Source organism: Geothrix campi (assembly GCF_024609265.1).
Lineage (GTDB): Bacteria > Acidobacteriota > Holophagae > Holophagales > Holophagaceae > Geothrix > Geothrix campi.
This window is the reverse complement of sequence record NZ_JANHMP010000003.1, coordinates 260,370-286,027: the sequence shown is the minus strand read 5'-3', so window position 1 is coordinate 286,027 and position 25,658 is coordinate 260,370. Positions and strand designations below refer to the sequence as shown.

The following is a 25,658-nucleotide window of genomic DNA, read 5'->3' as shown; positions in this document are numbered from 1 at the left end:
GACGGATAAACTGAAGGGTGAGGTGCCGTATGCCCACCACGCTCACGGGGAAGCTCGACTGCCAGGAGACCGCCCGGCACTACCTGGACCTGGTGCGCTCAAGCGTGAAGAAGCTGGGCTTCTCGCCGGGCCTGGGGGTCATCCTCGGCAGCCACGATCCCGGCAGCGTCACCTACCAGCGTTGGCTCATGAAGGATTGCGAGGATCTGGGCATCAACGCCGCGGACCTGCGCGTGGAGAACGGCATGCAGCTGGTGAAGCTCATCGCCCGTCTGAACCAGGACGAGAAGACCCACGGGGTGTTCATCTTCTATCCCCTGCGCTACCCCGAGATCAAGGACGACGAGGTGATGGACCTGGTGGATCCCGGCAAGGACATCGAAGGCCTGCACTCCATCAACATCGGCTACCTGAACAAGTACCGGAAGCGCATGGACGACGGCACCCAGCACCGCTGCATGACGCCCTGCACGGCCCGGGCCATCGTGAAGACGCTGAAGCGCGGGTTCGGGGAAGGCTGGCTGGTGGGCAAGACAGTGCTCGTCATCAACGACAGCCTGCGCATCGGCCGACCCCTCACGGCCATGGTGGCCAACCTCAAGGCCACTCCCATCCTCTGCCACGCCGCCACCAACCAGGCGCACCTCGAAGGCTTCATCCGCATGGCCGATGTCATCGTGAGCGCCGTACCCGCCCCCGGGTACCAGATCCGCACGGAGTGGATCAAGGATGGCGCCCTCTGCTTCGACCTCAGCGGCGACGGCAACTTCGATTATGAGGCCCTGGACCGTCGTGGCATCCCCTACACCGATACCACCAAGAACAGCGTGGGCAAGGTGACCCGGGCCATGGCCCTACTGAACCTCACCTACGCGGCGGGGCTGGAGTAGGTTCCACGCGGAGCCCTTATACTGGCCGATGCTCCCCGAGGCCAGCATGCGTCCCGTCATCTGCGTTTTGTGTTGCCTGTGGTTTGGTTCCCCGGCGGCGGCCCAGGCCCCGTCCGACACGGTTCGCGTCCAGGCGGGGCCCCTCGGCGAGCCCGTGGGGACGGCTCCCGTGCCTTGGGAATTCTCACGCCTCGTCGCGCGCCACCACCCACCGGCGCCGATCTACCCGCCGCTGGCCCGCCTCGCGAACGTTCAGGGGACGGTCCTCTTGAGACTCACGATCGGAGTCAAGGGAGGCGTGGAACGGGCCCAGGCTCTGGAGGGACCGGCGCTGCTCCGCGGCGCGGCAGAAGCTTTCCTCGGTTCCTGGATCTTCCAGCCAGTCACTATCGATGGCCAGCCGGCCAGAGTGCAATGCGATCTCCAGGTACCCTTCCATCTGACGGATATGCCAGCCTCCGAGTCCGGAACGGTGCCAAGCAAGGTGGTCTTCCAGGTCATGCAAAAGCCCTTGGACGGTGCGGCGACCTTGCCTCTGGAGCAGCTGCAGGCAGAGATCCAGGCCCTGCTCGACCGGAGTGGCCTGAGGCAGGTCGAGGCTTCCGAAGCGGCCCCTCGGGACACGTTCCACGTGAAGCTCGAGATCCAGACCGTCCGAGTGGGAGCGGATCTCTACCTGTGCCAGACCAGTGAACGCTGCTCACTCTGGGCCGACCGCGAACTCGCGGCGAACGAGCCCGGGAAGCCCCAGCGCATCGGGTTCCTCGGGCATGTGGTGGGCCAGAAGGGCGAGGGCCAGTTCCAGGAATTGCTCCGGGCCACGGTCCGCCGAACCCTCGCCGAACTCCTGGTCAGCACACCCCGGCCTTCCGCACCGAAGACGGCCCAGGGGTCGGTGGCCGCCAGCACGCCCAAGACCCCTCCCGCTGCTCCGACCGGCAAGGCAGTCGACTTCGATTTCAGCCAGATCCGGGTCAAGTACCAGCCGCCCGCGCCGCCTTATCCGACCTCCGCGAAGATGCATCGCGTGCAGGGAACGGTGGTCATCGAGCTGGTGGTCGATCCCGAGGGCCTGGTCTCTCGGGCCGAGGCACTGGAGGGCCCGGGCCCCCTGCTCCTGACGGCCATCGGCTATGCGCTGGACTGGAAGTTCCAGCCAGCCCTACTCAATGGCATGCCCCAGTACGCGCGGTTCAAGCTGACGATGCCCTTCCGGTTGCGCTAAGGCTTCCACTCCCCGGCCAGCAACCCGTAGACGGCGTGGTCCACATAGCGGTCTGCAAGGCGTTCCGCCTGCCGCAGGGTGCCCTCATGGCGGAAGCCCAGGCGCTCGGGGATGGCACGGCTGCGGCGGTTGCGGACGCCCGCGCGGATTTCAATGCGATTGAGCTTCAGGACGCGGAAGCCATGCCGGAGCAGCGCGGAGACGGCGGCGGTCATCAGGCCGCGCCCCTCCACATCCTGGGTCAGCCAGTAGCCGATGGCGGCGCTTCTGTTGGCGGGGTCGATCCATACGAAGCCTGCCACGCCCACCAGGCTTCCCTTCCACCAGAGCCCGAAGGGGAGGGCGGCGCCCAGCTTGGCCTGGGCGCGCACGCGCAGGATGTAGGCGCGGGAATCCTGCAAACTGCGGTTTGCCTCGGGCCAGGGCAGCCAGCGGCGCAGGCGGTTCCGGTTGGCGTCGACCAGGGCGAACAAGGCCCTGGCGTCGCGCAGGCGCAGGGGGCGCAACTCCAGGGCGCGCCCGGCCTTGACCGGCTCGGCCATCACCGCCCCCTCACTGGCCGGCGGGATCGAGCTGTGCCGCGGCGCGGCCCGCCCTCCAGAGCACCAGCAGCTCGTCCAGCAGGGCGCCGAACTGCTCCAATCTCATGGCGTTCGGTCCGTCGCTCCAGGCCTTTTCGGGGCAGTCATGCACCTCGAAGAAGAAACCATCCACGGCCGTAGCCGCGGCCCGGGCCAGGGTGGGGATCATTTCCCGGGCCCCGCCGGTGGTGGCCCCCAGGGAACCGGGTTTCTGCACGCTGTGAGTGGCGTCGAAAACCACCGGGCAGCCGGTCTTCCGCAGGTGGGGAAAGCTCTGGAAATCGACGACCAGGTTGCCGTAGCCGAAGCTCGACCCGCGCTCGGTCACCCAGACCGGGCCGTGGCCGGGGACGGACTTCAGCTTCTCCACGCCGTGCTTCAGATCCCAGGGCGCGAGGAACTGGCCCTTCTTCAGGTTCACCGTGCGTCCGGTGGCTGCGGCGGCCAGGAGCAGGTCGGTCTGGCGGCAGAGGAAGGCCGGGATCTGGAGCACGTCCACGGCCTGGGCCGCCGGGGCGCACTGGTCGCTCTCATGCACGTCGGTCAGCACCGGCACGCCATAGCGGCTGCGGACCTCCGCCAGGATGTCGAGCCCCCCCTCCATGCCGGGTCCCCGGTGGCTGTCGCGGCTGGTACGGTTGGCCTTGTCGAAGCTGGATTTGTAGATGAAGGGGATGCCCCGGGCCTCCGCCAGATCCCGCAGGCTGGAGGCCATCAGGTGGGCGTGCTCCCGGCTTTCGATGACGCAGGGCCCCGCGATCAGGAAGAAGCTCTGGCCAGTGAAGGGTCGGGTGAAGTCCATGTGCACCTCTGCCTGCATTTTACCTCGACCTGGGTCATTTACGGGTTGTCATCCGTATTGATGGGTAGTCTTGCACAGTGTTCAATAGATCTCACAAACCCCATTTCCAGGAGTCCGGCATGGCGAAGACGTTGATGGAAGACGATCTGAACCGGCGTCTGGTGGCCCTGCTCCAGCAGGAAGGCCGCATGAGCCACGCTGAATTGGCGGAGCGGCTCGGCGTGAGCCGTCCCACCATCATCGACCGCGTGAAGCGGCTAGAGGCCGAGGGCGTCCTCGCGGGCTACGCGGCCCGGGTGGCACCGGCGGCGGTGAACAAGCCCAACGTGGCCTTCGTGGCGGTGCGCTACAAGGACAACAACGAGGCCATCGAGCAGCGCTTCATCAAGGCGCTCGAAGATGAACCCGACATCCTGGAGGCCCACACGGTGGCCGGCGAGGATGCCCTGATGTTGAAGGTCGTGGCGGATACGCCCGCGGGCATCGCCGAGCGCCTGCGCCGCATCCGGGCCCTGGGGCCCATGGTCACCACCCGCACGACCATCGTGCTGGAGACGCACTGGGAGAAGGCCGGACCGAGCCCCTTCCCCGGCGATGGCCAGGGGAAGAAGGCCAAGAAGTGATCGCGGCGACACCCGAGCCGCCCTACTTCGCCGTGATCTTCAGCAGCCAGCGGACGGAGGGTGATCAGGGCTATGGGGCCATGGCCGAGCGGATGGTCGAGCTCGCCCGCACTCAGCCGGGCTTCCTCGGGGTGGAGAGTGCCCGGGATGCCGATGGTTTCGGCATCACCGTGTCGTATTGGAAGGACGAGGCCGCCATTGCGGCCTGGAAGGCCCACGCTGAGCATGCGGTGGCCCAGCGCCTGGGGCGGGAGCGGTGGTATGGCGCCTTCCACCTGCGGGTCTGCCGCGTGGAGCGTGCCTCCGGTTCCGGATCCAACCCGGAGAGGTCCTGATGCTTGGCTGGCTCGCCTACCTCACCGTGGCGGTGGTCTGGGGCTCCACGTACTTCGCCATCGCCCTGGGTCTGGAGTCCTTCACGCCCTACGGCCTGGTGGCGGCGCGCTTCTCCCTTGCCTCGGTGCTCGCCCTGGCGATGGGGCGGCTGCGGCGGGAGCCCTGGCCCCCGGCCCGGGAGCTTCCCCACCTCATGATCGTGGGGGCCTTGCTGCTGGGAGGTTCCAACGCGCTGGTCTCCTGGGCTGAGCTGCACGTCTCATCGGGCCTGGCGGCGGTGCTGGCGGCGCTGGTGCCCCTGTGGCTGGCGGTCTTCTCCATGGCGAAACAGCCGTTGGGCCCCAAGGGCTGGATGGGGCTTCTGCTGGGGCTGGCCGGCGTCGTCGTGCTGGTGTGGCCTTCGGGCGATGCGCGCGTTCACTCGGGCGGGCTTGCGGCCCTGGTGGCGGCCCCCATCATCTGGTCCTGGGGCACGCTGCACGGGAAACACTTCGTCCACGGCGGTGGGCTGCTCACCAACGTGGGCATCCAGATGGCCACCGCAGCGGTCATCGGACTCACGGTCGCGCCCCTCACCGGCGGGTTCCTGCGGGGACCGCTCACCCACAAAGCCTTGGGGGCGGCCGTCTACCTGGCCCTGTTCGGCTCCATGCTGGCCTTCTCCGCCTACGTCTATCTGGCCAAGGTCTGGCCCCCGGCGAAGATGGGCACCTACGCCTACCTGAACCCGCTGGTGGCCGTCCTGCTGGGCAGCCTCATCCTGCACGAGGCCTTCGGCCTGCGCCAGGTGCTCGGCATGGCCATCATCCTGGGAGCGGTGGCGCTGGTGCAGCTGCGGATGGGGCCCGCCGCTCCGGTGCCGGAGGGCTGACCGCGGGGGGGAAGCCGGGCATGGCTTCCAGATCGTGGAAGAGCTGCGCCATGGCTTTCCGAAGAGACGCCTGGAGCTGGCGCTCGCGCCGGGCCTGCTCGATGGGGGGGAAGGCCTTCAGCTCCCGGCTGGCCCACAAGACGTAGTAGGTTTCCTTCCAGAGCGGCTTCTCCTCGCCGGCGCGAAAGAGCCGTGCCTCCACCACCGCTGGACTGGACCACCGGCCCACGAGGACCGAGCCGCCAATCCAGAAGGCGCTCTCCTCCAGCACCTCGTAGAGGCCGAGGCCCACGGCCAGCCGCGGGTCGTGGGCCAGCAGGCCCACCCCCACGCCCCAGCCCACGCCGCTGGCGATGCCCCAGGCGATGTACTTCGTCCGCACCTCGCCCAGGCTGGTGATGGTCAGGTCCAGGCGCAGGTCCGCGGCTGGATCCAGGTGCAGGCCCCGGGCGGCGGCTTCCGCGCGCAGGTCCGCCTCAAAGGCCGCGCGCTGGACCTCCAGGGCGGCCCGGCGTGTGGCGGGCGTGTCCACCTCCCCTCCGGGATCCTTGAGGCGCGCCAGTTTCCGGCTGTGGTCTTCGATGCGAACGTCGAGCGCCAGGATGGGCCCCCCGGGTTCCGGCCCCAGGGTGGTCAGGGGTGAGCGGCAGGCAAGGCCCGTTAGTGCGAGGGCCGCAAGCAGGAGGGCGGGGAGCCTCATCCGGCAGAGGGTCCCTTCAGGAGTCGCCAGGCCACGGCAGCCAGCATCAGCACGGCGATACCCGCCACCCAGGGCATCCAGGGCCGCGCCCGCTCATCGGCGCCGATGCGGCGCGGGAGGCCCTGGGGATCGGGTTCCCTGGGGCCGAGGACCAAGGGCGCGGTCGAGGCCAGGGCGCGGAGGGAGGGCAGGGCGCCCAGGTTGCCGGGGGCAGGCTTCGCCTCGCCGCCCAGGTGCAGCGCGTAAGCCTGCCCCGCCTCCTCAGGAAGGATCAGCGTCTGCCGCCGGACCAGGACGCGCAGGCTTTGCGGTGTGGCGCCCTCGGGCAGGCTGACGGTGATCGTCTTCACCAACGCGGGCATCAGGGCGATGCGGGTGGAGCGGGTGCGGAGGGCCGGGAGATTCCACACCAGGTCGCTGCAGGCCCAGGGCCGCTCCGCCGCCGGGCCTTCTCCCAGACGGATCTCCGGCGCGAGGGGCGCCGCGGGCGGTGCCAGGACCAGATCCAGGCCCACCACCCGCTCCGTGTCCGGCAGCGTCAGCCGCCACGTGCGGGGCTGGCCTGGTTCGGGGGTGAGGGTCCCGTCGAGGGCCAGTTCCGTCTCCAGGGCCTCGGGACGTGTTTCCGCGCGGACCGAAAGGCCACGGATCCGCGGGGCCTCGCCTTGGGAGGCCGCCAGGGTCAGCCGGTAACGATGGCCATCCCAGGGCAGGACGAGCGTGCGGCGGGTGCCGGAAGACGCCAGGTCGTAGAGGTGCGCTGGCGAGGTGGGATCGTAGGCGATGAAGTCCCCGCCATCGCGCTGGCGTTCGGCCTTCACCTGGGCCACCCAGGGGGCGCGGCCCTCGAGATCGAAGTCGAGCTTCAACGTTTCCCGCTCGCCCACCTGCCAGCCCTCGGGGAGCTTCAGGGAGAACTCCACGGTCGGTCGGCCTTCGGCATCCCGTCCCGTCAGCAGATGCTCCAGGGGCAGGGTGCGGGATTCCCAGAGGCCTTCGCGGGCTTCCAGGAAGGGAATGCTCCGACCGGCGGCATCGCCGATCCAGGCGCCTTTGAGCTGGCGCTGGGCGTCGGCATCCAGGGGCAGGCGCGCCCACCCGCTGGTGGCAGCCGGCGGGATGGGTCGGCGATGCAGAGCGGCGGTGTCCTCGCGGGCGCAGGCGAGACAGAGGATGGACGTGAGCAGGAGAGCCGGTTTCATGCATTCCCCTCGGGGTGGTGCCGGTGGGCGAGGATGGCGGCGGCCATGCCGATGGCGCCCACACCCAGGAAGGCCAGGGCCCGCAGCGGCGTGTCGGCGCGGTCCAGATCGGACACGATGAGCTTGAAACTGGCGATCCCCATCCAGGCATAGCCGGCCGCCAGCAGCGCCCGGCGAGCGGTGTCACGCTGGCCCAGGCCACGCATCCACTGCCAGGCGCCGGAGAGGGCCCAGACCAGGGTCATGGCGATGGAAGCGGCCCGTGAGGGCCCCCAGCCCCAACCCGGGGCGCGGGGTGCCTGCAGCCATTGCACCAGGCGGGCGGCCTCGAAGGCCAAGGTCACGTTGGCCGTCACCTCCAGTGCGAGGAAGGAGATCAGGCCGAGCGGGCCGCCCCTTCGTGTGAGCAGGAACCAGGCGACAGAGGCCAAGGCCCCTTCCGCGAAGGCAGGGTTGAAGACGGGCGTCAGCCCGCCGCCGAAGGAGAACAGGCCGTCCAGGCCATGGATGGCCCAGCGCAGGGTGGTGAGCAGGGCCATGCCCGCCGCCAGCCAACGCAGGGCGGTGGCTTCCTGGGTGAAATCGCCGGCTTCGGCCTTGAGCGAAGCCCAGGCCAGGCCCAGGGCGAAGGCGCCCCAGAGCGGGCCGACCCAGCGCCAGGCCAGGGCCACCGGAACGGCCAGGGCCAGGTGCCCCGCAGCCAGGGCGAGGAGGCCCCAGTCCGCCTGGCGGCTCTCCAGGCGACGACGCAACGGCTTCACCAGGGCCAGATTCAGGGTGGCGATCGCGAGGACGGGCAGGGCGAACGCTTCGGGGGCGAGGCCGAGCTGTTTCCACAGCAGCCACCCGTAGGATGTGGCGAAGATCGAGGCGACGAGCCAGAGCACGGTGGGAGTGCCAGGCTTCTCCTCCCGGCCGGGCAGCCAACTCCAACACCCGGCCAAGGCCAGATGGAGGACCAACAGGCCCGCCAGCATCGTGGCGTCCGCCTTGGTGACCTCAGCGCAGGCGGAGAGCAGCAGGAGCCAGGTGCCGATCAGCGCCGTCCACCGGGCGCCATGCCAGACACCTCCAGTGCCCGCGAGATAGGGGACGGCCAGGGCGGCGGCCATGAGCACCGCCAGATAGATCGCCAGCGCCACTTCGTGGTGGCCGCCCTGGCTGAAGACCAGGGGCGCGGCCAGGCCCGAGACCAGGGCCACCGTCAGGGCCCCGCCGCTGCGGCCCCGAGCCGCCAGCCCGCCTGCCACCAGCGTCACCAGGGCCACGGCCGCAAGGCCAAGCGAGGCTGGGTAGAAGTGGTAGGCCATGGCCCCGGCCCGAAAGGTGAACTGCAGGGTTCCCAGGCCCGCCAGCAGCAGGGCCACGCCCAGGGGGCGGTTGTGCCCGAGGATCAGTTTCGCCGCCAGCGCGGCGATGGCGCCCCCGGCCAGCAGGCCCAGCAGGAAGCGGAGTTCGGCGCCCAGCCAGCCCTGCTGGATGGCCCAACGGAAGAAGAAGATGGCGCCCACGAGGAAGATCGAGGCCCCGGCGCCGGCGATCCACACCACCGGGGACAGCTGCTTCCGGGGTGGGGCGGGGACGGGCCGCGGCCGTGGAGGGGGCGGGGTGGTGGTCGGAGCCGTGGGCGCCTGTTGCCGCTGGAGGAGCCAGGCCACCTGTGCCTCCAGGCGCGCCACCCGGCTGGCAAGGTCCTGCGATCCATCTTGATTCAGTGGCAGGTCGGCCATGAGGTCTCCATACGGAAGCGTATGGAATCATGTGGTGGCGGTCCAGGCCGTGTCAAGAGACCTGGGGCTGCCCGGGAATCAGCCGATGACGCGGTCCCGGCCCGCGGCCTTGGCCTGGTAGAGGGCCTTGTCCGCCCGGGCCAGCATCCGTTCCAACGTGTCGCTGGTGCCTTCCCAGGTGGCGAGGCCGACGCTCAAGGTCACCCGGTCGTTCTGGGGGAGGCCCGGCAGGGGTTCCAGGGTGACGTGCTCGCGGAGCCGCTCTGCCAGCGCCCGGATGCCCTCCATGTCCGTCTGGGGTCCATAGGCCAGGAATTCCTCGCCGCCGATGCGGCCCAGCTGGTCCACCTTCCGCAGCCCGAAGGACATGCGCTGCGCCATGACGCTGAGCACCTGATCGCCGGTGGCGTGGCCGAAGCGGTCATTCACCGCCTTGAAGTGATCGAGGTCGATGAGCATCAGGGACAGGTTCTGGCCGAAGCGTCCGCACTGGTCCACCTCGATCTTCAGCATGTCGAGGATGTGGCGCCGGTTGAACAGGCCCGTCAGGGGGTCGCGGATGGCCTGGTGGTACAGGCGCAGGCGGGAGTCCTCCAGGGTGAGGAGGCGGCCCAGTTCCTCGTTGGCGATCTCGAACAGCCGCTCGTACTCCTCGACCGAACGACGCTCGGCGAAGAACCCCAGGGCGCCCACGGCGGGGTAGCCAGGCATGAGGGCGGGCAGGACCCGCAGGATGGGATCCCGCAGGGCGCGGCGGCGCTCATCGCCATCATCGACGGGATGCCAGTGGCACTCTGCCGGAACACCGATGGGGGCGAGCTGGAGCGCGGCGGTCTCCAGGGCCCTCCGGTCCTCATCGCTGGAGGAAGTCCCGTGGACGCCGTGGCAGACAGTCCCCTCCTCGCCCATGTAGGCCACCAGGAGGGCGCCGGGCAGCACGAGTTCCTGCAGGATCTCGATGAAGCCCCGGATGAGCCGCAGCGTGTCGTGTTCGACGGTGTAGAGCCGGGAAATGGAATCGCGCAGCGCGGTCTCCACCACCCGCTGCTCCAGGGCCTGGGCCAGACGGCGCTGGATGGCGTCCACTCCGAAATTCTCCTGGGCCAGTCTGGGGGTGCCGGGAAGCGGGCGCACTCGGTCCGTCTGCTCCACGAGGGAGGTGGCTGCCTCCACCACATGGTCCAGGTCCCGCCCCTTCACCAGGAAGCGGTCCGCCCCGCAGGTCTTGGCCCAGAAGCGCGCCAGGCCCACGCCTTGGGCGGTCAGCAGGAGCACCGGCAGGTTGCGCGTGGCCCGATCGTCCTTGAGGAGGCGGCAGAGCTGATAGCCGTCCAGGAGGGGCATGACGCAGTCGCTGACCACCACATCCGGGCATTCGGTGGCGAGGACGATGAGGGCTTCGGCGCCGTTCTTGGCTTCCAGAGTGGTGTGCCCATGGCGCTGGAAGAGGTGGTGCAGGAGGCTCAATTGGATAGGGTTGTCGTCCACCAGTAGGACCTGGAGGGTCTTGGAGGCCTTGGGGGCGGCAATCGTCATGGGGTCCAGTATCAGTGAAAGGAGTTCCGGCGGTGAATGGCGGTCCGGGCCATCCCCGGGCCGGGCATGGGATGCTGGGGCAGGGAGGCTGCCCCATCATGGCCATCGTCGGGTGGAAAGAACAGAGAAAGGTGAGTTCGTGGATGCTCCCCTGATTCTAGCCCTGGGACGGGCCTGGCTCCGCGAGCGCGGGGAACTCCCCCTGGAGTCCGTCTGGGCCTCGGGTCGGGCCCTGGGCCTGCGCTGGGCCGGGCGGAAGGCCGCCGAGGGCTGGGTATTGCTGCTGCAGCCGCGGCCCGAACTGTGGCTGCTGGACGCCAACCACCCGGCCTGGCTGCGCCTCCAGGCGGAAACCCCCCGGGACAGCGGGAAGCTGTGGGGCCCCGTGCTTTCGGGGGCCCGCCTGAAGGCCGTCGAAGGAGATCCCCGGGAACGCTGGTTGGGCCTTCTGTTCCAGCGACGGGCCATCACCGGCCGCCTGGAGACCCTGCGCCTGGCCTTCCAGGCCATTCCCGGCCGGGCCGGCATCCGGGTGGATGGCCTGGACGTGCTGGTGCCCCGCCTGGGATTGGGGGCCCCGTTTCCGGCGGCGGCCCCGGAGCCGCAGGAAGACCCGCCCCCCCTCCGCCGCTGGCGGGAGCGCTGGGGCTCCGACCTCGAGCGCGCCCTGGCGGGGGAGATCCCCGAGGTGCTCGAGGGTGAGGGCGGTCTGCTGGATCGGCACCGCGCCTGGTCCGAGGCCCGAGCCGAGGCCCTCGTCCTCGAGCCTGCCCGGGCAGCGGTGGAACGCAGACGACAGGCCGAGGCCGCCCGCATGGAACGCCTGGCCCAGGCCCTGGCCCGGGACCGGGCGAAGCATCTGGGGGTGCTGCCCTTGAAGCTCCAGGCCCAGCGCCTGTCGGCGGAACTCTACCGATTGAAGGGCGTCACGCGGGAAGCGGTGCTGCTGGACGGCACGCGCATCGAGCTTCCTGAAGGAACCCAGGCGGAAACCGCCGTCCAGGCCTGGTTCGCCGTGGCCAAGAAGGCGGAGCGGGGCCTCGCACGGGTGGCCGAGCTGGAAGCCGAACTCGGCCGTGAGCGGGCCGCCTGGGTGAAGCGGCTGGAGGCCGAAGGCGGGGGCCTTGCGCTGGAACCCCCACCCGCGAGACAAACCATTGGCAAGGGCGCGGCCAAGGGCAAGGGCCCGGCGAAGGACAAGGGGACGAAGCGGATGCAGGCAGAAGGTAAGCGGAAGGATGGCAAGGGCGTGGCCTTCCGGAGCGTCATGGTGGACGGCTTCGAGGTGCTCATCGGCAAGGGCGACGCAGAGAACGACCAGCTCACCTTCAAGGTGGCCGACAACACGGACTTCTGGCTGCACGTGGCCAGTGTGCCCGGCAGCCACGTGGTGATCCGCAATCCCGACAAGCTCAGCGAGCTGCCGCGCCACGTGCTGGAGCGCGCTGCCGAGCTGGCGGCCTACCACAGCAAGGCCCGGGATGGCGGCAAGGTGGAGGTCCACCTCGCCCGCATCGCCGATATCAGCAAGCCCCGCGGCTTCGCCCCGGGCAAGGTGATCCTAAAAAAGTGGATTGGCATCCGCGTCTACCCGAAGCCGTGATTCGTCAAGAAGCCGCTCTTCTATTCGGGAGGTTTCAGGTCGGATTGCAGCTGGTTTGATGCGGCGGAAAGCTGACTCAAGGCTCTGTCTGCATTTTCCTCATTTCCCGTCCGTAGAGCCTGGGCGATCTGATGGAACAGTTCCTCCCGCCTGTCCGAATAGCGCTCGACAGACTCGATCCATCCGGCCCGGACTTTCGGGTTCTTTGCCAGCACCTCCAGCCGGGATCGAAACTGGTGAAGCGTGGGGATGACCTCGCCTTCGATGGCGTCGGCAAAACCGATATCGCTCAGGGTTCCTGAACGGACCTTGGTCGCAGCCTCCTCTAACTGACTGAGGGCCAGCTTCTCGATCTTCTCGGCCTGAGCTACTTGGCTAGCAATCCCCCTGTCCTTCGGAAGCGCGAGGACCAGAACGATCAACCCGACCGCACCCCCAGCCAAGACCAGGAGGTTCGTCCGGGTTCGACGCGAGGCGCCTTCGGCCGTGGGGGGGAGGGCGATGGCATAGCCGCAGATAAAGCCTCCCAGAAGGCCGCCCAGGTGGGCTGCCACATCGATTCCGGCCTTGGCCAATCCAAACACGAGGTTGTAGCCGAGGAAGATCAGCGCGTTCTTCGCGGTGTGCTTCAGGACCTCCTTTGGGATGGACTGCCGGTCCCGCAACAGGAACCCAAGGAGGACGCCATAGAGGCCGAAGATCGCCCCGGAGGCACCCGCTGAGACCACATCGGGATCCCATGCGATCGAAGCGAGGCTTCCGCAGAGTCCCGCCAGCAGATAGACCAGTGCGAACCCGGCGTTGCCCACCAGCCGTTCCACGAGGCAGCCGATGCCGAACAGCACGACCATGTTGAACACCAGGTGGATGATCCCGATGTGGAGGAACATCGAGGTGAGCAGCCGCCACCACTGTCCTCCGGCGGTGAGCGGGCCGACATTGGCCCCCCAGGCCGTAAGGTCTTGGATACCCGGTGACAGGATGCCGGCCCCGGTGGCGGCCATGCCGATGAACAAGGCGACATTGAGCCCCAGCAGAGTCACCGTGACCCAAGCGGTCGTGGGCGGGCCCTCCCGGGTCTCGATGAACGTCTGGAGCGGCTCTTCGCCCGGAGTGGATTCCTCACTCTTCAAGGGCGCATGCCCGCAGGCATCGCAGACGGCTCCATGGGCCGGAAGAGGGTGTCCGCACGCAAGGCATTTGGCCGGGTAGTAGGGGATGTCCATCGATGGCCTGGGGAGAAAGGGCTAGGCAGAGCCTCGCTGCGCCGAGAGATCAGAGGGGGCGGGGATGGTGGGGAAAGGGTAGCGCTGGAGAAGGGGAGTCGATAGGGCCTTGGACAGAGGTAGAAACACCACCGGCCAGGGACGGTACAGCGGTGCGCGGGCCTCTCCGCTCCTAGTCCACCTTCACCGCGAAGGGCTTGAACCCGGCCTTCTTCAACTTCTCGGCGGTCTTGTCGATGGCCGCGCGATCCGCAGACTTCGCGAGGCGCACCTTCAGTTGGCCCTTTTCCTTCAGGGTGGTGGTGGGGAAGCCCGCGGCCTTGGCCTTGTCGGCTACGCGCTTGGCCTCGCCCGCATCGGAGGTGGCGACCAGTTGGAGGGTCCAGACGCCGCTTTCGGCGGGTGCGACCTCCCCCTTCGGTTCCGCTTTGGGGGCCGTGGCGTCCACCCTCGGTGTGGTCACGAGCTTGTCCGGGCCTTCGCCTTCGAAGATCTTGAGCTGGTCCAGGAGGGGCTCGGGCAGATCCTTCAGTTCCTCCTCGACGCCCCGCTGGGCGGGCCGGCGCAGGGCGGCGCCCTGCTTGCCCACCTGGACCCCGAGGACGAACGCCAGGGTCACCAGGCCCACGCCCACACCCGCCACCCAGAGGATGGACTGGCTGCCGATGCTGATCTGGTCGCGATGGGTCATGACCGTTCCAGCCTAACGCTGTCGAGAAGGGCCGCGAACTGGGCTCCGGAACTGGCAGGGGCGGTGACGAGGGTCCGGTCGGAGGGTTCCAGCAGGGCCGCCGCCAGCAGCTGGCCGCCCGAACCGCCGAATTCACCCCAGAGGGTTTTGGGGAAGCAGGGGATGGGCCAGTCCGGCTGGGACGCCGCCAGGCGGGCCTCCAGGGCGTCAAGGCGATCCAGGCCGTTGCCGCCACCGATCCAGCGGGTGGGTTGGTTCCCGTCGAGCACCTGCTCCGCGACCCGGGCCATGGCCCTGGATCGCCCCTCCTTGCCAGGGTCCGGTGCGGAGCGTTCGGCCAGGGAGTGCAGACTCGCCCGGGGCCGGACGCCGCGCGCCTGGGCGTGGGCGGAGGTCTCCAGCAGGAAGGCCTGGGCCCCTTCGCCCAGCAGGAAACCCCGGCCGGAGCCCACTTCCGGATCCTGGTGGCGAGCGAGCAGACGGGTCCCGGCGCAAATGTCCGAGAGCAGGGGGAAGAGTCCATCCGCGCCGAGGACGAGGGTGGCGTCCGCCAGACCGGCGTGCAGCCAGTGGACCGCCTGGTCGAGGGCTGCGAAGGTGGCGTTCTCCCGGTCGACAAAAGTGGCGCTGGGGCCCTTGAGACCGAAGGCCAGGGCCAGGTGGCCACTGGCCGCGTTGGCCACGGTGTTGGGGAAGATCAGCGGGGAGGCCCCTTCCGGGCCCCGTTGGAGGTAGGGCCGCATGAAGGCTTCGCTGGCCTCGCTGCCGCCGCTCATGGTGCCCACGGCCACGGCGATGCGGGCGCCCATGGAGGTCGGGTCGAGGTCCGCGTCCCGGAAGGCCTGGTGGGCCGCGACCCAGGCGAACCGGGAGGCCCGGTCCAGGCGGCGCAGCTGCATGGGCGGGATGATGCCCACGGGGTTGAATGATGCGCAGGCGGCGCCGCGGCCGCGCCCCAACGTTTCGGGCAGCTCCGCGAAACAGGGCGTGCCCGAGGCGAGGCTGGCGCGAGCCGCCTCCAGGCCATCTCCGCAGGGCAGCACCAGGCCGAGGCCGGTGATGACGAGGGCGCCACTCATGCGCCCTCCCAGCGGCGGAGGGCCAACGACACGTTGTTGCCGCCAAAGGCGAAGGCATTCACCAAGGCGGCGCGGATTCGCCGCTGCCGGGCCACCAGGGGTGTGCAGTCCAGGTCACAGACCGGATCGGCCTCCTCCAGGCGCAGCGTGGGACTCACCGTCTGATCCCGCAGGGCCAGGAGGGTGGCCGCGGCTCCGAAGGCTCCGGCAGCGCCCAGGGTGTGGCCGAACTGGCTCTTGGTGCTGGTGACGGAGACCGCGTCGGCCGCCGGCCCGAGAGCTCCGCGGATGGCCAGGCATTCGGCCCCGTCGTTGGCGGGGGTGGCGGTGCCGTGGGCGGAGACGAGATCCACCTCCGCGGCGGCCGTCCGTCCCGTGCGCAGGGCCATGGCCATGGCCCGGGCGGCCCCTTCGCCTTCGGGGTGGGGGGCCGTGGGGTGGTGGGCATCCATGCTCGCGCCGTAGCCCAGCACCTCGCCGTAGATCGTAGCGCCCCGGGCGAGGGCCCGGTCCAGGGGTTCGAGGAGGAGCTGGACGGCACCCTCGCCCAGGTTGAGGCCCGCCCGGTCCCGGCTGAAGGGGCGGCACTTCCGGGGGTCCACCGCCTTCAGGCAGGAGAAGCCGGCGTAGGTGGTGCGGCACAGGCCTTCGGCGCCCCCGGCCACGGCCAGATCCAGTTCCCCGGCGGCGAGGCGTTCCCAGGCCTGGCCCAGGGCCAGGAGGCTGGAGGAGCAGGCGTTCATGATGGTGCCCCGGGGACCCTCGGCACCCAGGCGGCGGGCCAGGGCATCGGTGACGGTGCAGGGGCTCTGGTAGGCGGGTTCCACCGCCCGGCCCCGCCGCCCGGCCAGACGGTCCTGCAGGTAGGCCTCTGCCACGGGCAGACCACTGGTGCCCGCGCCCTGGAAGATCCCGATGCGAGCCGGGTCGCCGTCCGGGTGGAAGCCGTCCAGCGCCTCCTCCAGGGCCAGGAGGGCCATGCGCTCGCAGAGGGTCTGATGCCGCCGTGGGCCGAGGGGCACTTGGCCCGCGATCTGGGCGGGCTCCGCAGGCAGATCCAGCCGGGTGAGGGGGCCCAGGCCATCGCGCCCCTCGAGCATGGCGGCCCAGGTACCCTCGCGGCTAAGGGCCAGTGAGCTCACGATGCCAAGGCCCGACACGACGACGCGGTTCATAGGCGCTTCACCAGCAGGGTGGCGGTGCAGAGCTCGCGATCTTCGCAGGTCACGGCGCCCTTCAGCTTCATCAACCCGGCGAAGGCCCCCTCGGAGGTCACCTCCAGCCGCAGCCGGTCGCCGGGGAAGGCCGGGGCCCGGAACCGGGCATCCTTGACGCCGGCCAGGAAGATGGCGGCGTCGTGGAGGGTTCCGGCTTCCAGGAAGCCGCCGGCCTGGGCGAGCATCTCCAGCAGCAGCACGCCAGGCACCAGGGGGCGGCCTTCGAAATGGCCCTGGAGGTAGGGCTCGCCGTTCGTGACGAGCTTCTCCGCCACCACGCGCACGCCCGGTTCCCGCTCCAGCACCCGGTCTACCAGGAGGAACGGGTAGCGGTGCGGCAGGTGGGCCGGGATATCGGTCATGGGGCCTCGGGATCAGCCCTTGGTATGTTCGGCGATGAAATCCGTGAGGGCCTGGACGGACTTGAAGGCCTTCAGGCCCGCGGCCTCGTCCTCGATCTTCACGCCGAACACCTGTTCGATGCCCAGCACCAGTTCGAGGGCATCGATGGAATCGAGCCCCAACCCATCCCCGAAGAGGGGGGCCTGGTCTTCGATCTGGTCGGGGGTCATGCCTTCGAGCTTGAGGCGCTCGATGATCATCTCTTTGACGCGCAGCTTCAAATCGCTCATGACAATCCCGGCAGAAGGGTGGGGAGATTGATTCTATCCCTAACCGGAGACCCCGGTGGGGTTGTGATATTGGCACGGTTTCGGGATCTGCAAAGGGCGCTAAGCTGGATCCTCGCGGAACCCTCCGCCCGAGAGCGCCATGGCCCATCCCGCATCGCCTTTCCTGCCGATCCTGATCCTGCTGCTGATCGCCGCCGTGACGGCCATCGCCATCCTCGTGCTGTCGGGCAAGGTGCTGCCCCTGCTGAAGCCCAACAACCCGCAGGAAGCCAAGCTCCGGCCCTACGAATGCGGCGTGCCGCCCCTGCAGGAAGGCGCCCGGCACAAGTATTCCGTGAAGTTCTATCTCACGGCCATGCTGTTCATCCTGTTCGACGTGGAAGCCGCCTTCCTGCTGCCCTGGGCGGTGAACTTCAAGCATGCCCTCTGGACCTTCGCCGCCATGTTGAGCTTCATGGCCACCCTGCTCGTGGGCTTCATCTACGCCTGGGGCAAGGGCGCCTTCGAGTGGGAGCACTGATCATGGCCGAGATGAACATCAACGACGCGGTGGTGACCACCCGCCTGGACGCGGTGGTCAACTGGGGCCGCAAGAACAGCCTCTGGCCGCTGCCCTTCGGCACGGCCTGCTGCGCCATCGAGTTCATGAGCATGATGGCGTCCAAGTACGACATGAGCCGGTTCGGCGCCGAGGCCATGCGCTTCAGCCCCCGCCAGAGCGACATGATGCTGGTGCTGGGCACCGTCACCAACAAGATGGCCCCCATCCTGCGCACCATCTATGCGCAGATGGCCGAGCCCAAGTGGGTGATCTCCGTGGGCGTCTGCGCCTCCTCCGGGGGCATGTACCGGACCTACGCGACCCTCCAGGGCGTGGACCGGGTGATCCCCGTGGACGTCTACGTCCCCGGCTGTCCGCCCCGGCCCGAGAGCATGATCTACGGCGTGATGAAGCTGCAGGAGAAGATCGAGAAGGAATCGCTCTCCATGCGCAAGGAGCACATCGCGCGGTTCTACGAGAGCCTGGCCCGGCAGGATGCCATCCAGGCGGAACAGGGCCTCACGGGCCAGCAGACCATCCGCAACATGCTGATGGATGCCGCCGAGCGCGGCGCGGGCACCATCTTCTAGGCGGGGCGGACCATGATCATCGAGCACATCGACGCACAGCTGCCGGGCGCCGTCACGGACCGCCACGATTTCCGGGGCGACCAGACCATCGTGGTGGCGAAGGCGAACCTCCTCGCGCTGGTGGACCTCCTCTACCGCGAAGGCTTCCAGCTCCTGGTGGACATCACGGCGGTGGATTGGCCTGAGCGGCCGAATGCCGAAGGCGCCGCCGCCGCTGGGAGGTTCGACGTGGTCTACCACTGGCTGAATCTGGCCAGCCAGGAGCGCCTGCGGGTGAAGGTGGCCGTGGCCGACGGCGAGACCGTGCCCACCCTGGCGGGCCTGTTCAAGACCGCCAATTGGTTCGAGCGGGAAGTCTTCGACCTCTTCGGCATCCGCTTCGAGGGCCACCCGAACATGAAGCGCCTGCTCACCTGGGACGACTTCCCGGGCCACGCCCTGCGCAAGGATTTCCCCCTGGATGGCGGGGATCCCTTCTGCATGGAAGGCTGCACCGCCCCCTACAACAACGGCGAACGGGGTTGAGGACATGACCATGGATTCCATCGCCCTTTCCCGGCAGCAGCTCGACGGCGATCACATGATTGTCAACATGGGGCCCTCGCATCCCACCACCCACGGCACCTTGCGCATCATCCTCGAGCTCGAGGGCGAGACCATCCTGAAGGCCACCCCGGAGATGGGCTACCTCCACCGGGGCGTGGAGAAGCTGGGCGAGAGCCTCAGCTACCAGCAGTTCATCCCCCTCACGGACCGCCTGAACTACTGCAGCTCCATCATGAACAACGTGGGCTACACCTGCGCCGTGGAGAAGCTGCTGGGCATCCAGATCCCCAAGCGGGCGCAGCAGATCCGGGTGCTCGTCTCCGAGCTGGCCCGCATCGCGGACCACATCGTGTGCGTGGGCGTGAACGCCGTGGACATCGGTGCCTTCACCGCCTTCCTCTACCTCTTCCGCCAGCGCGAGACGGTCTACGACCTCTTCGAGATGGCGGCCGGCCAGCGCCTGCACACCAGCTTCACCCGCATCGGCGGCCTCTTCCGGGACATCCCCGAGGGCTTCGTGCCCCTTTGCGAGCGCTTCCTGGTGGAGTGTGCGGCCTCCGTGGACGAGTGCGAGCGCCTGCTCACCCACAACCCCATCTGGCATGACCGCACCAAGGGCATCGGCGCCATCAGCCCCGAGGACGCCGTGAACTGGGGCTACACCGGCCCCTGCCTCCGCGCCGCGGGCGTGCCCCAGGATCTCCGCAAGGCCCAGCCCTACCTGGGCTACGAGACCTACGACTTCGACATCCCCGTGGGCACCACGGGTGATGTGTTCGACCGCTACCTGGTCCGCATGGAGGAGATGCGCCAGAGCCTGCGCATCATCCGCCAGGTGCTGGACCGCCTCGAGCCGGGCCCCGTCAACGTGGATGATCCCAAGATCGCCCTGCCCCCCAAAGAGAAGGTCTACACGCGGATGGAAAGCCTCATCCACCACTTCAAGCTCATCATGCACGGCATGGAGATGCCCGTGGGCGAGGTCTACAGCGCCACCGAGGCCGCCAACGGCGAACTGGGCTTCTACATCGTGAGCGATGGCGGCAAGAACCCCTATCGCATCCGGGTCCGTCCCCCCTGCCTCCCCATCTTCAGCAGCTTCCACGACCAGGTGAAAGGCGGCCTGATCGCTGACGCCGTCGCGGTGCTCGGGGCTATGAATATCATCGCCGGCGAACTGGACCGCTAAGCAACCACAACCTGCAGCGGCGCAGGCGCCATGAGGACGAGCACAACGAGTCCCACGGTGCCGCAGGCACCGCCCGAAGGGCGAGGCGTGAGGCGCCGAGTGAGAATTATTGAGGGTGAGCTGGACCGCTAAGGCCGCATCCGCTGGCTACTTCCCCAAGGCCTCCAGCTGGGTCCGATAGTCGTCCCGCAGGCGCTCCAGCATGGCCAGAAGCTGATCGCGTTCCTCCGCGCTGAGGCAACGGTCCACCTGTCGGCTGAGGGCCTGATGGCAATCATGCATCCGGGCCTCGAGGGCCAGGCCCTTGGCCGTGATCTGCACCCGGCTGCCCCGCCGGTCGGCCGGGTTCTCGCAGCGCTTCACCAGGCCCCGGGCCTCCAGGCGGTTCACGAGGCGGGGCACGTCGGCGAAGCGGTAGATCATCCGGCAGCGGATCTCCTTCACCAGATAGCCATCCTTCCCGCCGCCCTTGAGGATGCGCAGCACGTTGAACTGCTGGTCGGAGAGATCCTCCGGTTCGTAGAGGGCCTGGTCGAAGAGACGGGCCACGTATTCCCGGGTCAAGAGGAGCGCCAGGGCCACTTCGTGACCCGGCTCGAGCGGCTTGGTGATCTGGAGTTCTTCCTGGATGTGCATGGCCCTGCTCCTGCAGATCCAAGATTGACAGATTTTTCAAAAAAGGTGTTGCAACTTCTTAAAAGGGGCCTACGATGAAATGCATGGTGAAACACCTATTCCCTGGAGGCTTCATGCGACACCCCTTCCGCGTTCTGCTCGCCACCCTCGCCCTGGCGACGGTTCCTGCCCTGGCCGGTGAGGACACCTACAAGATCGATCCCGTCCACAGCGAGGTGAGCTTCAAGGTCAGCCACCTGCTGGCCAAGGTGAGCGGCCGCTTCACGAAGTTCGAGGGGCTCATCAAGGTCGACACCGCCGACATGAGCAAGTCCAGCGTGGACGTCACCATCGACGCCACCAGCCTCACCACCGACAACGAGGCCCGGGACAAGCACCTGAAGTCCCCCGATTTCTTCGACGTGGCGAAGTTCCCCGTCATCACCTTCAAGAGCACGGCCGTGAAGGAAGTGGCCAAGGGCAAGCTGGAGATCACCGGTGACTTCACCCTGCACGGCGTGACGAAGCGGATCACCTTCCCCATCACCAACGCGGGGACCCAGCCCGGCATGGCGCCCGGCACCGTGATCGCGGGCTTTATTGACGGCGCCCTCAGCCTCAACCGCAATGAGTACGGCATCAAGACCTTCCCCGGTGTCATCGGCGAGACCGTGGCCGTCAGCCTGAATGCCGAGGCCGGCAAGGTCACCCCGGCCGCCAAGAAGTAAGCAGATCGTCCTGTTCGTGATGGGGGGCACCCGCTTTGGCCGGGTGCCCCCTTTCCGTTTCGGGCTAAACTGGCCGTTCATGCGAGCGCGCCCATGAATCATCCCCTGCCTCCCGACACCGCGAACGAGCCCATGGCCCCGGGCCTGCGGCTTCCGGAATCCGAGCGAAAGGAATTCAGCCCCGAGGCCCTGGCTGAGATCCAGGCCATCATGGCCAAATTCCCCGACAAGCTCGCGGCCACGCTGCCGGCCCTGCACATCGCCCAGCGCGAGTTCGGCTTCGTGAGCCTGTCGGCCATGAAGGCTGTGGCGAAGGCCATCGGCATCCCCGAGGGCCATGTCTTCGGCGTCGCCACGTTCTACACGATGTACCAGAAAGCCCCGGTCGGGAAATTCCATTTCTCGGTCTGCACCAACATCAGCTGCGCCCTGCGTGGCGCCGCCCAGCTGCTGGAGAAGGTCTGCGAGAAGACCGGCGTGAAACCGGGGCAGGGCCCCAGCGCCGACGGCCTGTGGAGTGTGGAGGAAGTGGAGTGCCTCGCCGGCTGCGGCAGCGGTCCCTGCGTGCAGGTGAATCACGATGTCTACGACGAGTTCGTGGATGAGCAGAAGCTCATCGAAGTCATGGAAGCCTGCAAGCGGGGTGACTACCGCCCCTGGGCGAAGTAGGGGGAATCAATGGCCGCCATCCGCACCAAGCCCGATCCCCAGATCTACACCTTCCCCGGTTTCGGCACGGACAAGTACCCGAACCTGATGCTCCGCGGCGCGGGGGATCTGGACAACTGGCACCTCAAGGTCTATGAGCAGAGGCACGAGGGCTACGTGGCCATGAAGGCCGCGCTGAAGCTGGAACCCGTGGCCGTGGTCGAGGAGATGAAGGCCTCCGGCATCCGCGGTCGTGGCGGAGCGGGCTTCCCCTGCGGCCTGAAGTGGTCGTTCATGCCCAAGGACACGCCTGAGCGCAAGTTCACTCGCTACCTGGTCTGCAACGGCGACGAGGGCGAGCCCGGCACCTTCAAGGATCGCGCCATCCTCGAGTACAACCCGCACCAGCTCATCGAGGGCATGATCATCGGCGGCTGGGCCATGCAGTGCAAGCTCGGCTTCGTCTACATCCGCGGCGAGTTCCTCTGGCTCATCGAGAAGCTCGAAGCCGCCCTCCAGCAGGCCCGCGACGCCGGCTACCTCGGCAAGAACATCATGGGCACCGGCTGGGATTACGACATCCTCGTCTACCGCGGCGCCGGCGCCTACATCTGCGGCGAGGAGACGGCCCTGCTGAACTCGCTGGAAGGCCGCCGCGGTGAGCCCCGCGTGAAGCCGCCCTTCCCGGCGGCCAAGGGCGCCTTCGGCCAGCCCACCACCGTGAACAACGTGGAGACCCTGGCCGCCGTGCCCCCCATCCTCCGCATGGGCGGCGCCGAGTACGCCAAGCTGGGCACCCCCAAGAACACGGGCACCCGCATCTTCGGCGTCAGCGGCCACGTGAAGCGCCCCGGCCTCTTCGAGCTGCCCCTGGGCACGCCCATGGATTTCGTGGTGAACGAGCTGGCAGGCGGTTCCAGCACCGGCAGGAAGATCAAGGCGATCATCCCCGGCGGCGCCAGCGCCCCCATGTTCGACGAGAAGGACTTCGACTGCCCCCTGGACTTCGACACCGTGAAGGCCCGCGGCTCCATGGCCGGCTCCGGCGGCCTCATCTGCATGGACGAGGACACCTGCATGGTGCAGGCTACGCTCCGCCTCATCCGCTTCTACGCCCACGAGAGCTGCGGCCAGTGCACGCCCTGCCGTGAAGGCTGCAACTGGATGGAGATGGTCCTCTACCGCATCGAACACGGCCAGGGCCGCATGGAGGACCTGGACCTGCTGGCCAGCCTCACGCCCCGGATCGGCCTGAGGACCCTCTGTCCCCTGGGCGACGCCGCCTGCGGTCCCATGGATTCGGCGCTCCAGAAGTTCCGCCACGAGTTCGAGCATCACATCACCCACAAGACCTGCTACGCCACGGGGTCGCGGCTGCTTTCCACGGTGGGGGCGCACTAGGTTTTGCCGCTCCTATCTTCAGAAGCGGGCGCCTTGGGCGCCCGTTTCTGAAGACAGGGATAATGCTTCATGCGAACCCTGCTGCTCGTTCTTCTCACGGTGTTCCTGCAGGCCCAGGACGCCTTCCTGGTGAAGCCCTACCTCCAGCTGGGTGATGCGCCGAAGGTGGCTGTCAGGGAGCGCCTGGATTTGATGTGGCATGCGGAGGACCGGGACGCCGTGTGGAGTGTGGAGGTGAAGCAGGGTCGCGGTTGGACTGCGCAGGCCGCGCCCTCATTCCGGCGCCTGGATGCGCCGCCTCTTCCCGGGCATCGCATCTATCGCGCCATCCTGCGGAACCTGACGCCTGGCGCATGCGTCCCCTACCGCGTGAAGCGGGATGGGGCGGTGGTCTTCGAGGCTGAAGCGCAGGCGCGCAAGGCGGGAACCCACCGGATGATCGTCTTCGGCGATGCGGCCGATGGATCGAAGGAGCAGGCATCCGTCGCGAAGGCCGTGGCGGCGCAGAAACCCGACGCCGTCTTCATCACCGGAGACCTGGTATACGGCCGAGGCCGCGCCGCCGAGTACCGGCAGTACTTCTTCCCGATCTACAACGCCGAAGAGGCGCCCCTCCTGCGCCGGGTGCCTTTCCTCGGCGTGCCCGGCAACCATGACATCCCCTTCGCCAAGTGGACCGATGCCTCCGCCTATTTCGCCTACTGGTCCCTGCCCCTGAATGGTCCCGCCCTGAAGGCCGGGGCGCTGAATGCCGCGCCTGTGACAGGGGGCATCCATGATGCGATGGTGGCAGCCGCGGGCCCGGCCTTTCCGCGCATGGCCAGCTACAGCTTCAACTACGGCAAGGTCCACTGGACGGTACTGGATTCCAACGTCTACACAGACTGGGAGAGCCCTGTCCTGAAAGCCTGGCTGGAGGCGGATCTGAAGGCCGCCCAGGGTGCCGCCTGGCGCATCGTGGCCCTGCATCACCCCCTGTTCCAGAGTTCGCGCAGCCACCTGGACGACCAGTGGATGCGCCCCATCAGCCCGCTTCTCGAACAGTACGGCGTGGATCTGGTGCTGGCTGGCCACGTCCACAACTACCAGCGCACGGCACCCCTGCGTTTCAAGCCCGCCAAGGTGGGGCCCCGCGGCAAACCCGTCGAGGGCACCTTCTCCGTGGACGAAACCTTCGACGGCAGGACCGCCACCCGCGCCAAGGGCATCATCTACATCGTGACGGGTGCCGGTGGCGCCGAGCTCTACGACCCCTGGCAGACCGACGCCAAGGCCAGTTGGCAGCCCTGGACCCGCGCCTTCGTGTCCGACAAGCATTCCTTCACGGTGCTGGATGTGGAAGCAAAGAAACTGAAGCTGCGCCAGCTCGACGCCGAGGGGCGCGAGCTGGATGCCATCACAATGACCAAGTGATCCGGGGCCAGCTAGCGTTTCCCCGAGGCGAGCGAGTAGGCGTGGATCTTGTGGTTCTTCATCTCGAAGATCCAGGTGTCCGCCCAGATGACATCCGTCTGGACTTTGACGCTGGCATGGATGGCCCCCTGGACGACCTTCAAGGAGTCGACCTCGACCTGCAGGTTCGGGTACTTCCGGAAGGTGGCCTGGAAGAAGTCCCGGATCTTCGGCTTGGGCAGGGGCGCGCCTGAACCGCGGAAGACCGCATCCTCATCCAGGTACCGCATCATCACGTCCAGGTCTCGTCTGCCGTAGGCTGTGAGGAAGGCGACGACAACCTTGGCATTCGCATCGCTGGGCGCAGGAAGGGACAGTGGCGAACGCTGGCACGCGGCCAGGATCGCGATCACGGGGAGGGCGGTGAGCCGGGCTGCGAGCTTCATGATTCGCTCCGCATGAAATCAAGCCCGCGAGCCAGGCGGCTCACGGGCTCGGTTTCCTAGCGCCCGAAGGTGATGGAGTAGGTCAGCGGCTTGGGGAGCTTGGGGCTCTTCACGGTGGCGGTCATGGTGAGGGTCTTGCCGTCAGGACTCATGTGGAAGACGTTGGTGCGCTCGCCCTCGTCGTTCTTGAAGGTCTGGATCATCTGATCCCTGGTCACCTGGGCGGCCACCATGAATTTGTCACCATCCTCGCGGGTCCAGGGCGCGGCCTTGCCGCCAGGGGGCATGTGGATGGGCGCGCGCTCATCGAGCTTCACCACTACCTCCTTGCCGGAGACGGCGATCATCACCTTCTTGTAGGCGGGATTCACCTTGGTGAGGCGCCCCCGGGCGATGGGACGCTTGATGAAGTTCATGCCGGCCACGGTGCTGTTGATGGCGGCGGCGATATCGTCGGCCTTGGTCTGGGTCCAGGTGCCGGAGAGCGAAGGCTCCTGGGCCGCCAGGGACAGAGCCGCGAGTACGGGAACGACGAACAGTCGGGCCATGCGCATGGTGCCTCCGTTGGGGTGGGTGGTCCCAACCATAGCACTTTCATGCACGGAAATGGCCCCAGGC

The 25,658-nt window shown here is 68.0% G+C and carries 29 protein-coding genes and 1 pseudogene; 15 read left to right on the top strand and 15 right to left on the bottom strand.

Annotated elements, in window-relative coordinates; genetic code table 11:
- The first annotated feature begins 29 nt into the window (after positions 1–29).
- The 3 genes and pseudogenes from NOV65_RS13150 to NOV65_RS13145 all read left to right on the top strand — a co-directional run bounded on the left by NOV65_RS13150 (position 30) and on the right by NOV65_RS13145 (position 2,115).
- Positions 30–890, top strand: coding sequence for a bifunctional 5,10-methylenetetrahydrofolate dehydrogenase/5,10-methenyltetrahydrofolate cyclohydrolase (locus NOV65_RS13150; RefSeq protein ID WP_257306924.1), 861 nt, complete (start codon positions 30–32; stop codon positions 888–890).
- A 28-nt stretch (positions 891–918) separates the two neighbouring features.
- Positions 919–1,320 (top strand): annotated as a pseudogene (locus NOV65_RS15640) (energy transducer TonB); the annotation flags it as partial.
- Positions 1,321–1,389: 69 nt separating this feature from the next.
- On the top strand, positions 1,390–2,115 hold the full coding sequence (locus NOV65_RS13145) for an energy transducer TonB (RefSeq protein WP_257306923.1): 726 nt from the start codon (positions 1,390–1,392) through the stop codon (positions 2,113–2,115).
- Here NOV65_RS13145 and NOV65_RS13140 read toward each other — a convergent pair.
- Both NOV65_RS13140 and kdsA read right to left on the bottom strand, forming a co-directional pair.
- Positions 2,112–2,657, bottom strand: coding sequence for a GNAT family N-acetyltransferase (locus tag NOV65_RS13140; protein ID WP_257306922.1), 546 nt, complete (start codon positions 2,655–2,657; stop codon positions 2,112–2,114). The two genes, NOV65_RS13145 and NOV65_RS13140, sit on opposite strands and share 4 nt — an antisense overlap.
- A gap of 10 nt (positions 2,658–2,667) precedes the next feature.
- Positions 2,668–3,498 (bottom strand): 3-deoxy-8-phosphooctulonate synthase, encoded by an 831-nt coding sequence (gene kdsA, locus NOV65_RS13135; RefSeq protein WP_257306921.1) that lies wholly within the window; start codon positions 3,496–3,498, stop codon positions 2,668–2,670.
- A 119-nt stretch (positions 3,499–3,617) separates the two neighbouring features.
- On the opposite strand from kdsA, the gene NOV65_RS13130 reads away from it, so the two are divergent.
- From NOV65_RS13130 to NOV65_RS13120, 3 genes are read left to right on the top strand one after another with little or no spacing between them, the layout of a single operon-like run.
- On the top strand, positions 3,618–4,121 hold the full coding sequence (locus NOV65_RS13130; protein WP_257306920.1) for an Lrp/AsnC family transcriptional regulator: 504 nt from the start codon (positions 3,618–3,620) through the stop codon (positions 4,119–4,121).
- The gene (locus NOV65_RS13125; RefSeq protein ID WP_257306919.1) at positions 4,118–4,456 is read left to right on the top strand and encodes an antibiotic biosynthesis monooxygenase family protein; all 339 of its coding nucleotides are present in this window, start codon (positions 4,118–4,120) and stop codon (positions 4,454–4,456) included. The genes NOV65_RS13130 and NOV65_RS13125 overlap by 4 nt, the downstream gene beginning before the upstream one ends.
- On the top strand, positions 4,456–5,328 hold the full coding sequence (locus NOV65_RS13120) for an EamA family transporter (RefSeq protein ID WP_257306918.1): 873 nt from the start codon (positions 4,456–4,458) through the stop codon (positions 5,326–5,328). Before NOV65_RS13125 ends, NOV65_RS13120 begins: the two co-directional genes overlap by 1 nt.
- Here the strand turns inward: NOV65_RS13120 and NOV65_RS13115 are convergent.
- The 4 genes from NOV65_RS13115 to NOV65_RS13100 form a co-directional block, all read right to left on the bottom strand.
- Positions 5,261–6,028, bottom strand: coding sequence for a hypothetical protein (locus tag NOV65_RS13115; protein ID WP_257306917.1), 768 nt, complete (start codon positions 6,026–6,028; stop codon positions 5,261–5,263). The two genes, NOV65_RS13120 and NOV65_RS13115, sit on opposite strands and share 68 nt — an antisense overlap.
- Positions 6,025–7,230 (bottom strand): hypothetical protein, encoded by a 1,206-nt coding sequence (locus NOV65_RS13110; RefSeq protein ID WP_257306916.1) that lies wholly within the window; start codon positions 7,228–7,230, stop codon positions 6,025–6,027. Before NOV65_RS13110 ends, NOV65_RS13115 begins: the two co-directional genes overlap by 4 nt.
- A complete protein-coding gene (locus NOV65_RS13105) occupies positions 7,227–8,960 on the bottom strand; it encodes a DUF2339 domain-containing protein (protein ID WP_257306915.1) in 1,734 nt (577 codons plus the stop codon). Before NOV65_RS13105 ends, NOV65_RS13110 begins: the two co-directional genes overlap by 4 nt.
- A 78-nt stretch (positions 8,961–9,038) precedes the next feature.
- The gene (locus NOV65_RS13100) at positions 9,039–10,496 is read right to left on the bottom strand and encodes a GGDEF domain-containing response regulator (RefSeq protein WP_257306914.1); all 1,458 of its coding nucleotides are present in this window, start codon (positions 10,494–10,496) and stop codon (positions 9,039–9,041) included.
- A gap of 139 nt (positions 10,497–10,635) precedes the next feature.
- Here NOV65_RS13100 and NOV65_RS13095 point away from each other — a divergent pair, with 139 nt between their 5' ends.
- On the top strand, positions 10,636–12,099 hold the full coding sequence (locus NOV65_RS13095; RefSeq protein WP_257306913.1) for an NFACT RNA binding domain-containing protein: 1,464 nt from the start codon (positions 10,636–10,638) through the stop codon (positions 12,097–12,099).
- 20 nt (positions 12,100–12,119) lie between these two features.
- Here NOV65_RS13095 and NOV65_RS13090 read toward each other — a convergent pair whose 3' ends face one another.
- The 6 genes from NOV65_RS13090 to NOV65_RS13065 all read right to left on the bottom strand — a co-directional run bounded on the left by NOV65_RS13090 (position 12,120) and on the right by NOV65_RS13065 (position 16,944).
- A complete protein-coding gene (locus tag NOV65_RS13090) occupies positions 12,120–13,325 on the bottom strand; it encodes a rhomboid family intramembrane serine protease (RefSeq protein WP_257306912.1) in 1,206 nt (401 codons plus the stop codon).
- Between the two features lie 172 nt (positions 13,326–13,497).
- A complete protein-coding gene (locus tag NOV65_RS13085; protein ID WP_257306911.1) occupies positions 13,498–14,016 on the bottom strand; it encodes an SPOR domain-containing protein in 519 nt (172 codons plus the stop codon).
- A complete protein-coding gene (locus tag NOV65_RS13080) occupies positions 14,013–15,095 on the bottom strand; it encodes a beta-ketoacyl synthase N-terminal-like domain-containing protein (protein WP_257306910.1) in 1,083 nt (360 codons plus the stop codon). Before NOV65_RS13080 ends, NOV65_RS13085 begins: the two co-directional genes overlap by 4 nt.
- Positions 15,092–16,270, bottom strand: coding sequence for a beta-ketoacyl-[acyl-carrier-protein] synthase family protein (locus NOV65_RS13075; RefSeq protein ID WP_257306909.1), 1,179 nt, complete (start codon positions 16,268–16,270; stop codon positions 15,092–15,094). The genes NOV65_RS13080 and NOV65_RS13075 overlap by 4 nt, the downstream gene beginning before the upstream one ends.
- A complete protein-coding gene (fabZ, locus tag NOV65_RS13070) occupies positions 16,267–16,674 on the bottom strand; it encodes a 3-hydroxyacyl-ACP dehydratase FabZ (protein ID WP_257306908.1) in 408 nt (135 codons plus the stop codon). Before fabZ ends, NOV65_RS13075 begins: the two co-directional genes overlap by 4 nt.
- Before the next feature lie 12 nt (positions 16,675–16,686).
- On the bottom strand, positions 16,687–16,944 hold the full coding sequence (locus tag NOV65_RS13065; RefSeq protein WP_257306907.1) for a phosphopantetheine-binding protein: 258 nt from the start codon (positions 16,942–16,944) through the stop codon (positions 16,687–16,689).
- Between the two features lie 139 nt (positions 16,945–17,083).
- Here NOV65_RS13065 and NOV65_RS13060 point away from each other — a divergent pair, with 139 nt between their 5' ends.
- The 4 genes from NOV65_RS13060 to nuoD are packed head-to-tail and all read left to right on the top strand — an operon-like array spanning position 17,084 to position 19,810.
- Positions 17,084–17,464 carry an NADH-quinone oxidoreductase subunit A gene (locus tag NOV65_RS13060; RefSeq protein ID WP_257306906.1) on the top strand — a complete coding sequence of 127 codons (381 nt, stop codon included), beginning with the start codon at positions 17,084–17,086 and terminating at the stop codon, positions 17,462–17,464.
- A 2-nt stretch (positions 17,465–17,466) separates the two neighbouring features.
- Positions 17,467–18,075 carry an NADH-quinone oxidoreductase subunit B gene (locus NOV65_RS13055; protein ID WP_257306905.1) on the top strand — a complete coding sequence of 203 codons (609 nt, stop codon included), beginning with the start codon at positions 17,467–17,469 and terminating at the stop codon, positions 18,073–18,075.
- A 12-nt stretch (positions 18,076–18,087) separates the two neighbouring features.
- Complete coding sequence (locus tag NOV65_RS13050) at positions 18,088–18,600, top strand: NADH-quinone oxidoreductase subunit C (protein WP_257306904.1); 513 nt, start codon at positions 18,088–18,090, stop codon at positions 18,598–18,600.
- 55 nt (positions 18,601–18,655) lie between these two features.
- Positions 18,656–19,810, top strand: coding sequence for an NADH dehydrogenase (quinone) subunit D (nuoD, locus tag NOV65_RS13045; protein ID WP_425250860.1), 1,155 nt, complete (start codon positions 18,656–18,658; stop codon positions 19,808–19,810).
- A 147-nt stretch (positions 19,811–19,957) separates the two neighbouring features.
- Here the strand turns inward: nuoD and NOV65_RS13040 are convergent, their stop codons facing one another.
- Entirely contained in the window at positions 19,958–20,446 is a 489-nt protein-coding gene (locus NOV65_RS13040; protein WP_257306902.1) for a MarR family winged helix-turn-helix transcriptional regulator, read from the bottom strand.
- A 113-nt stretch (positions 20,447–20,559) separates the two neighbouring features.
- Between NOV65_RS13040 and NOV65_RS13035 the strand changes: the two genes are divergently transcribed.
- From NOV65_RS13035 to NOV65_RS13020, 4 genes are all read left to right on the top strand, one after another.
- Positions 20,560–21,153 carry a YceI family protein gene (locus NOV65_RS13035; protein WP_257306901.1) on the top strand — a complete coding sequence of 198 codons (594 nt, stop codon included), beginning with the start codon at positions 20,560–20,562 and terminating at the stop codon, positions 21,151–21,153.
- A gap of 93 nt (positions 21,154–21,246) precedes the next feature.
- Entirely contained in the window at positions 21,247–21,822 is a 576-nt protein-coding gene (locus NOV65_RS13030; protein ID WP_257306900.1) for an NADH-quinone oxidoreductase subunit NuoE family protein, read from the top strand.
- A 9-nt stretch (positions 21,823–21,831) separates the two neighbouring features.
- Positions 21,832–23,202 (top strand): NADH-quinone oxidoreductase subunit NuoF, encoded by a 1,371-nt coding sequence (nuoF, locus tag NOV65_RS13025; protein ID WP_257306899.1) that lies wholly within the window; start codon positions 21,832–21,834, stop codon positions 23,200–23,202.
- Between the two features lie 69 nt (positions 23,203–23,271).
- Entirely contained in the window at positions 23,272–24,615 is a 1,344-nt protein-coding gene (locus tag NOV65_RS13020) for a metallophosphoesterase (protein ID WP_257306898.1), read from the top strand.
- Between the two features lie 11 nt (positions 24,616–24,626).
- On the opposite strand, the gene NOV65_RS13015 is transcribed toward NOV65_RS13020, so the two are convergent.
- On the bottom strand, positions 24,627–25,040 hold the full coding sequence (locus NOV65_RS13015; RefSeq protein WP_257306897.1) for a nuclear transport factor 2 family protein: 414 nt from the start codon (positions 25,038–25,040) through the stop codon (positions 24,627–24,629).
- 56 nt (positions 25,041–25,096) lie between these two features.
- On the bottom strand, positions 25,097–25,594 hold the full coding sequence (locus tag NOV65_RS13010) for a hypothetical protein (RefSeq protein WP_257306896.1): 498 nt from the start codon (positions 25,592–25,594) through the stop codon (positions 25,097–25,099).
- Between the last annotated feature and the right edge of the window lie 64 nt (positions 25,595–25,658).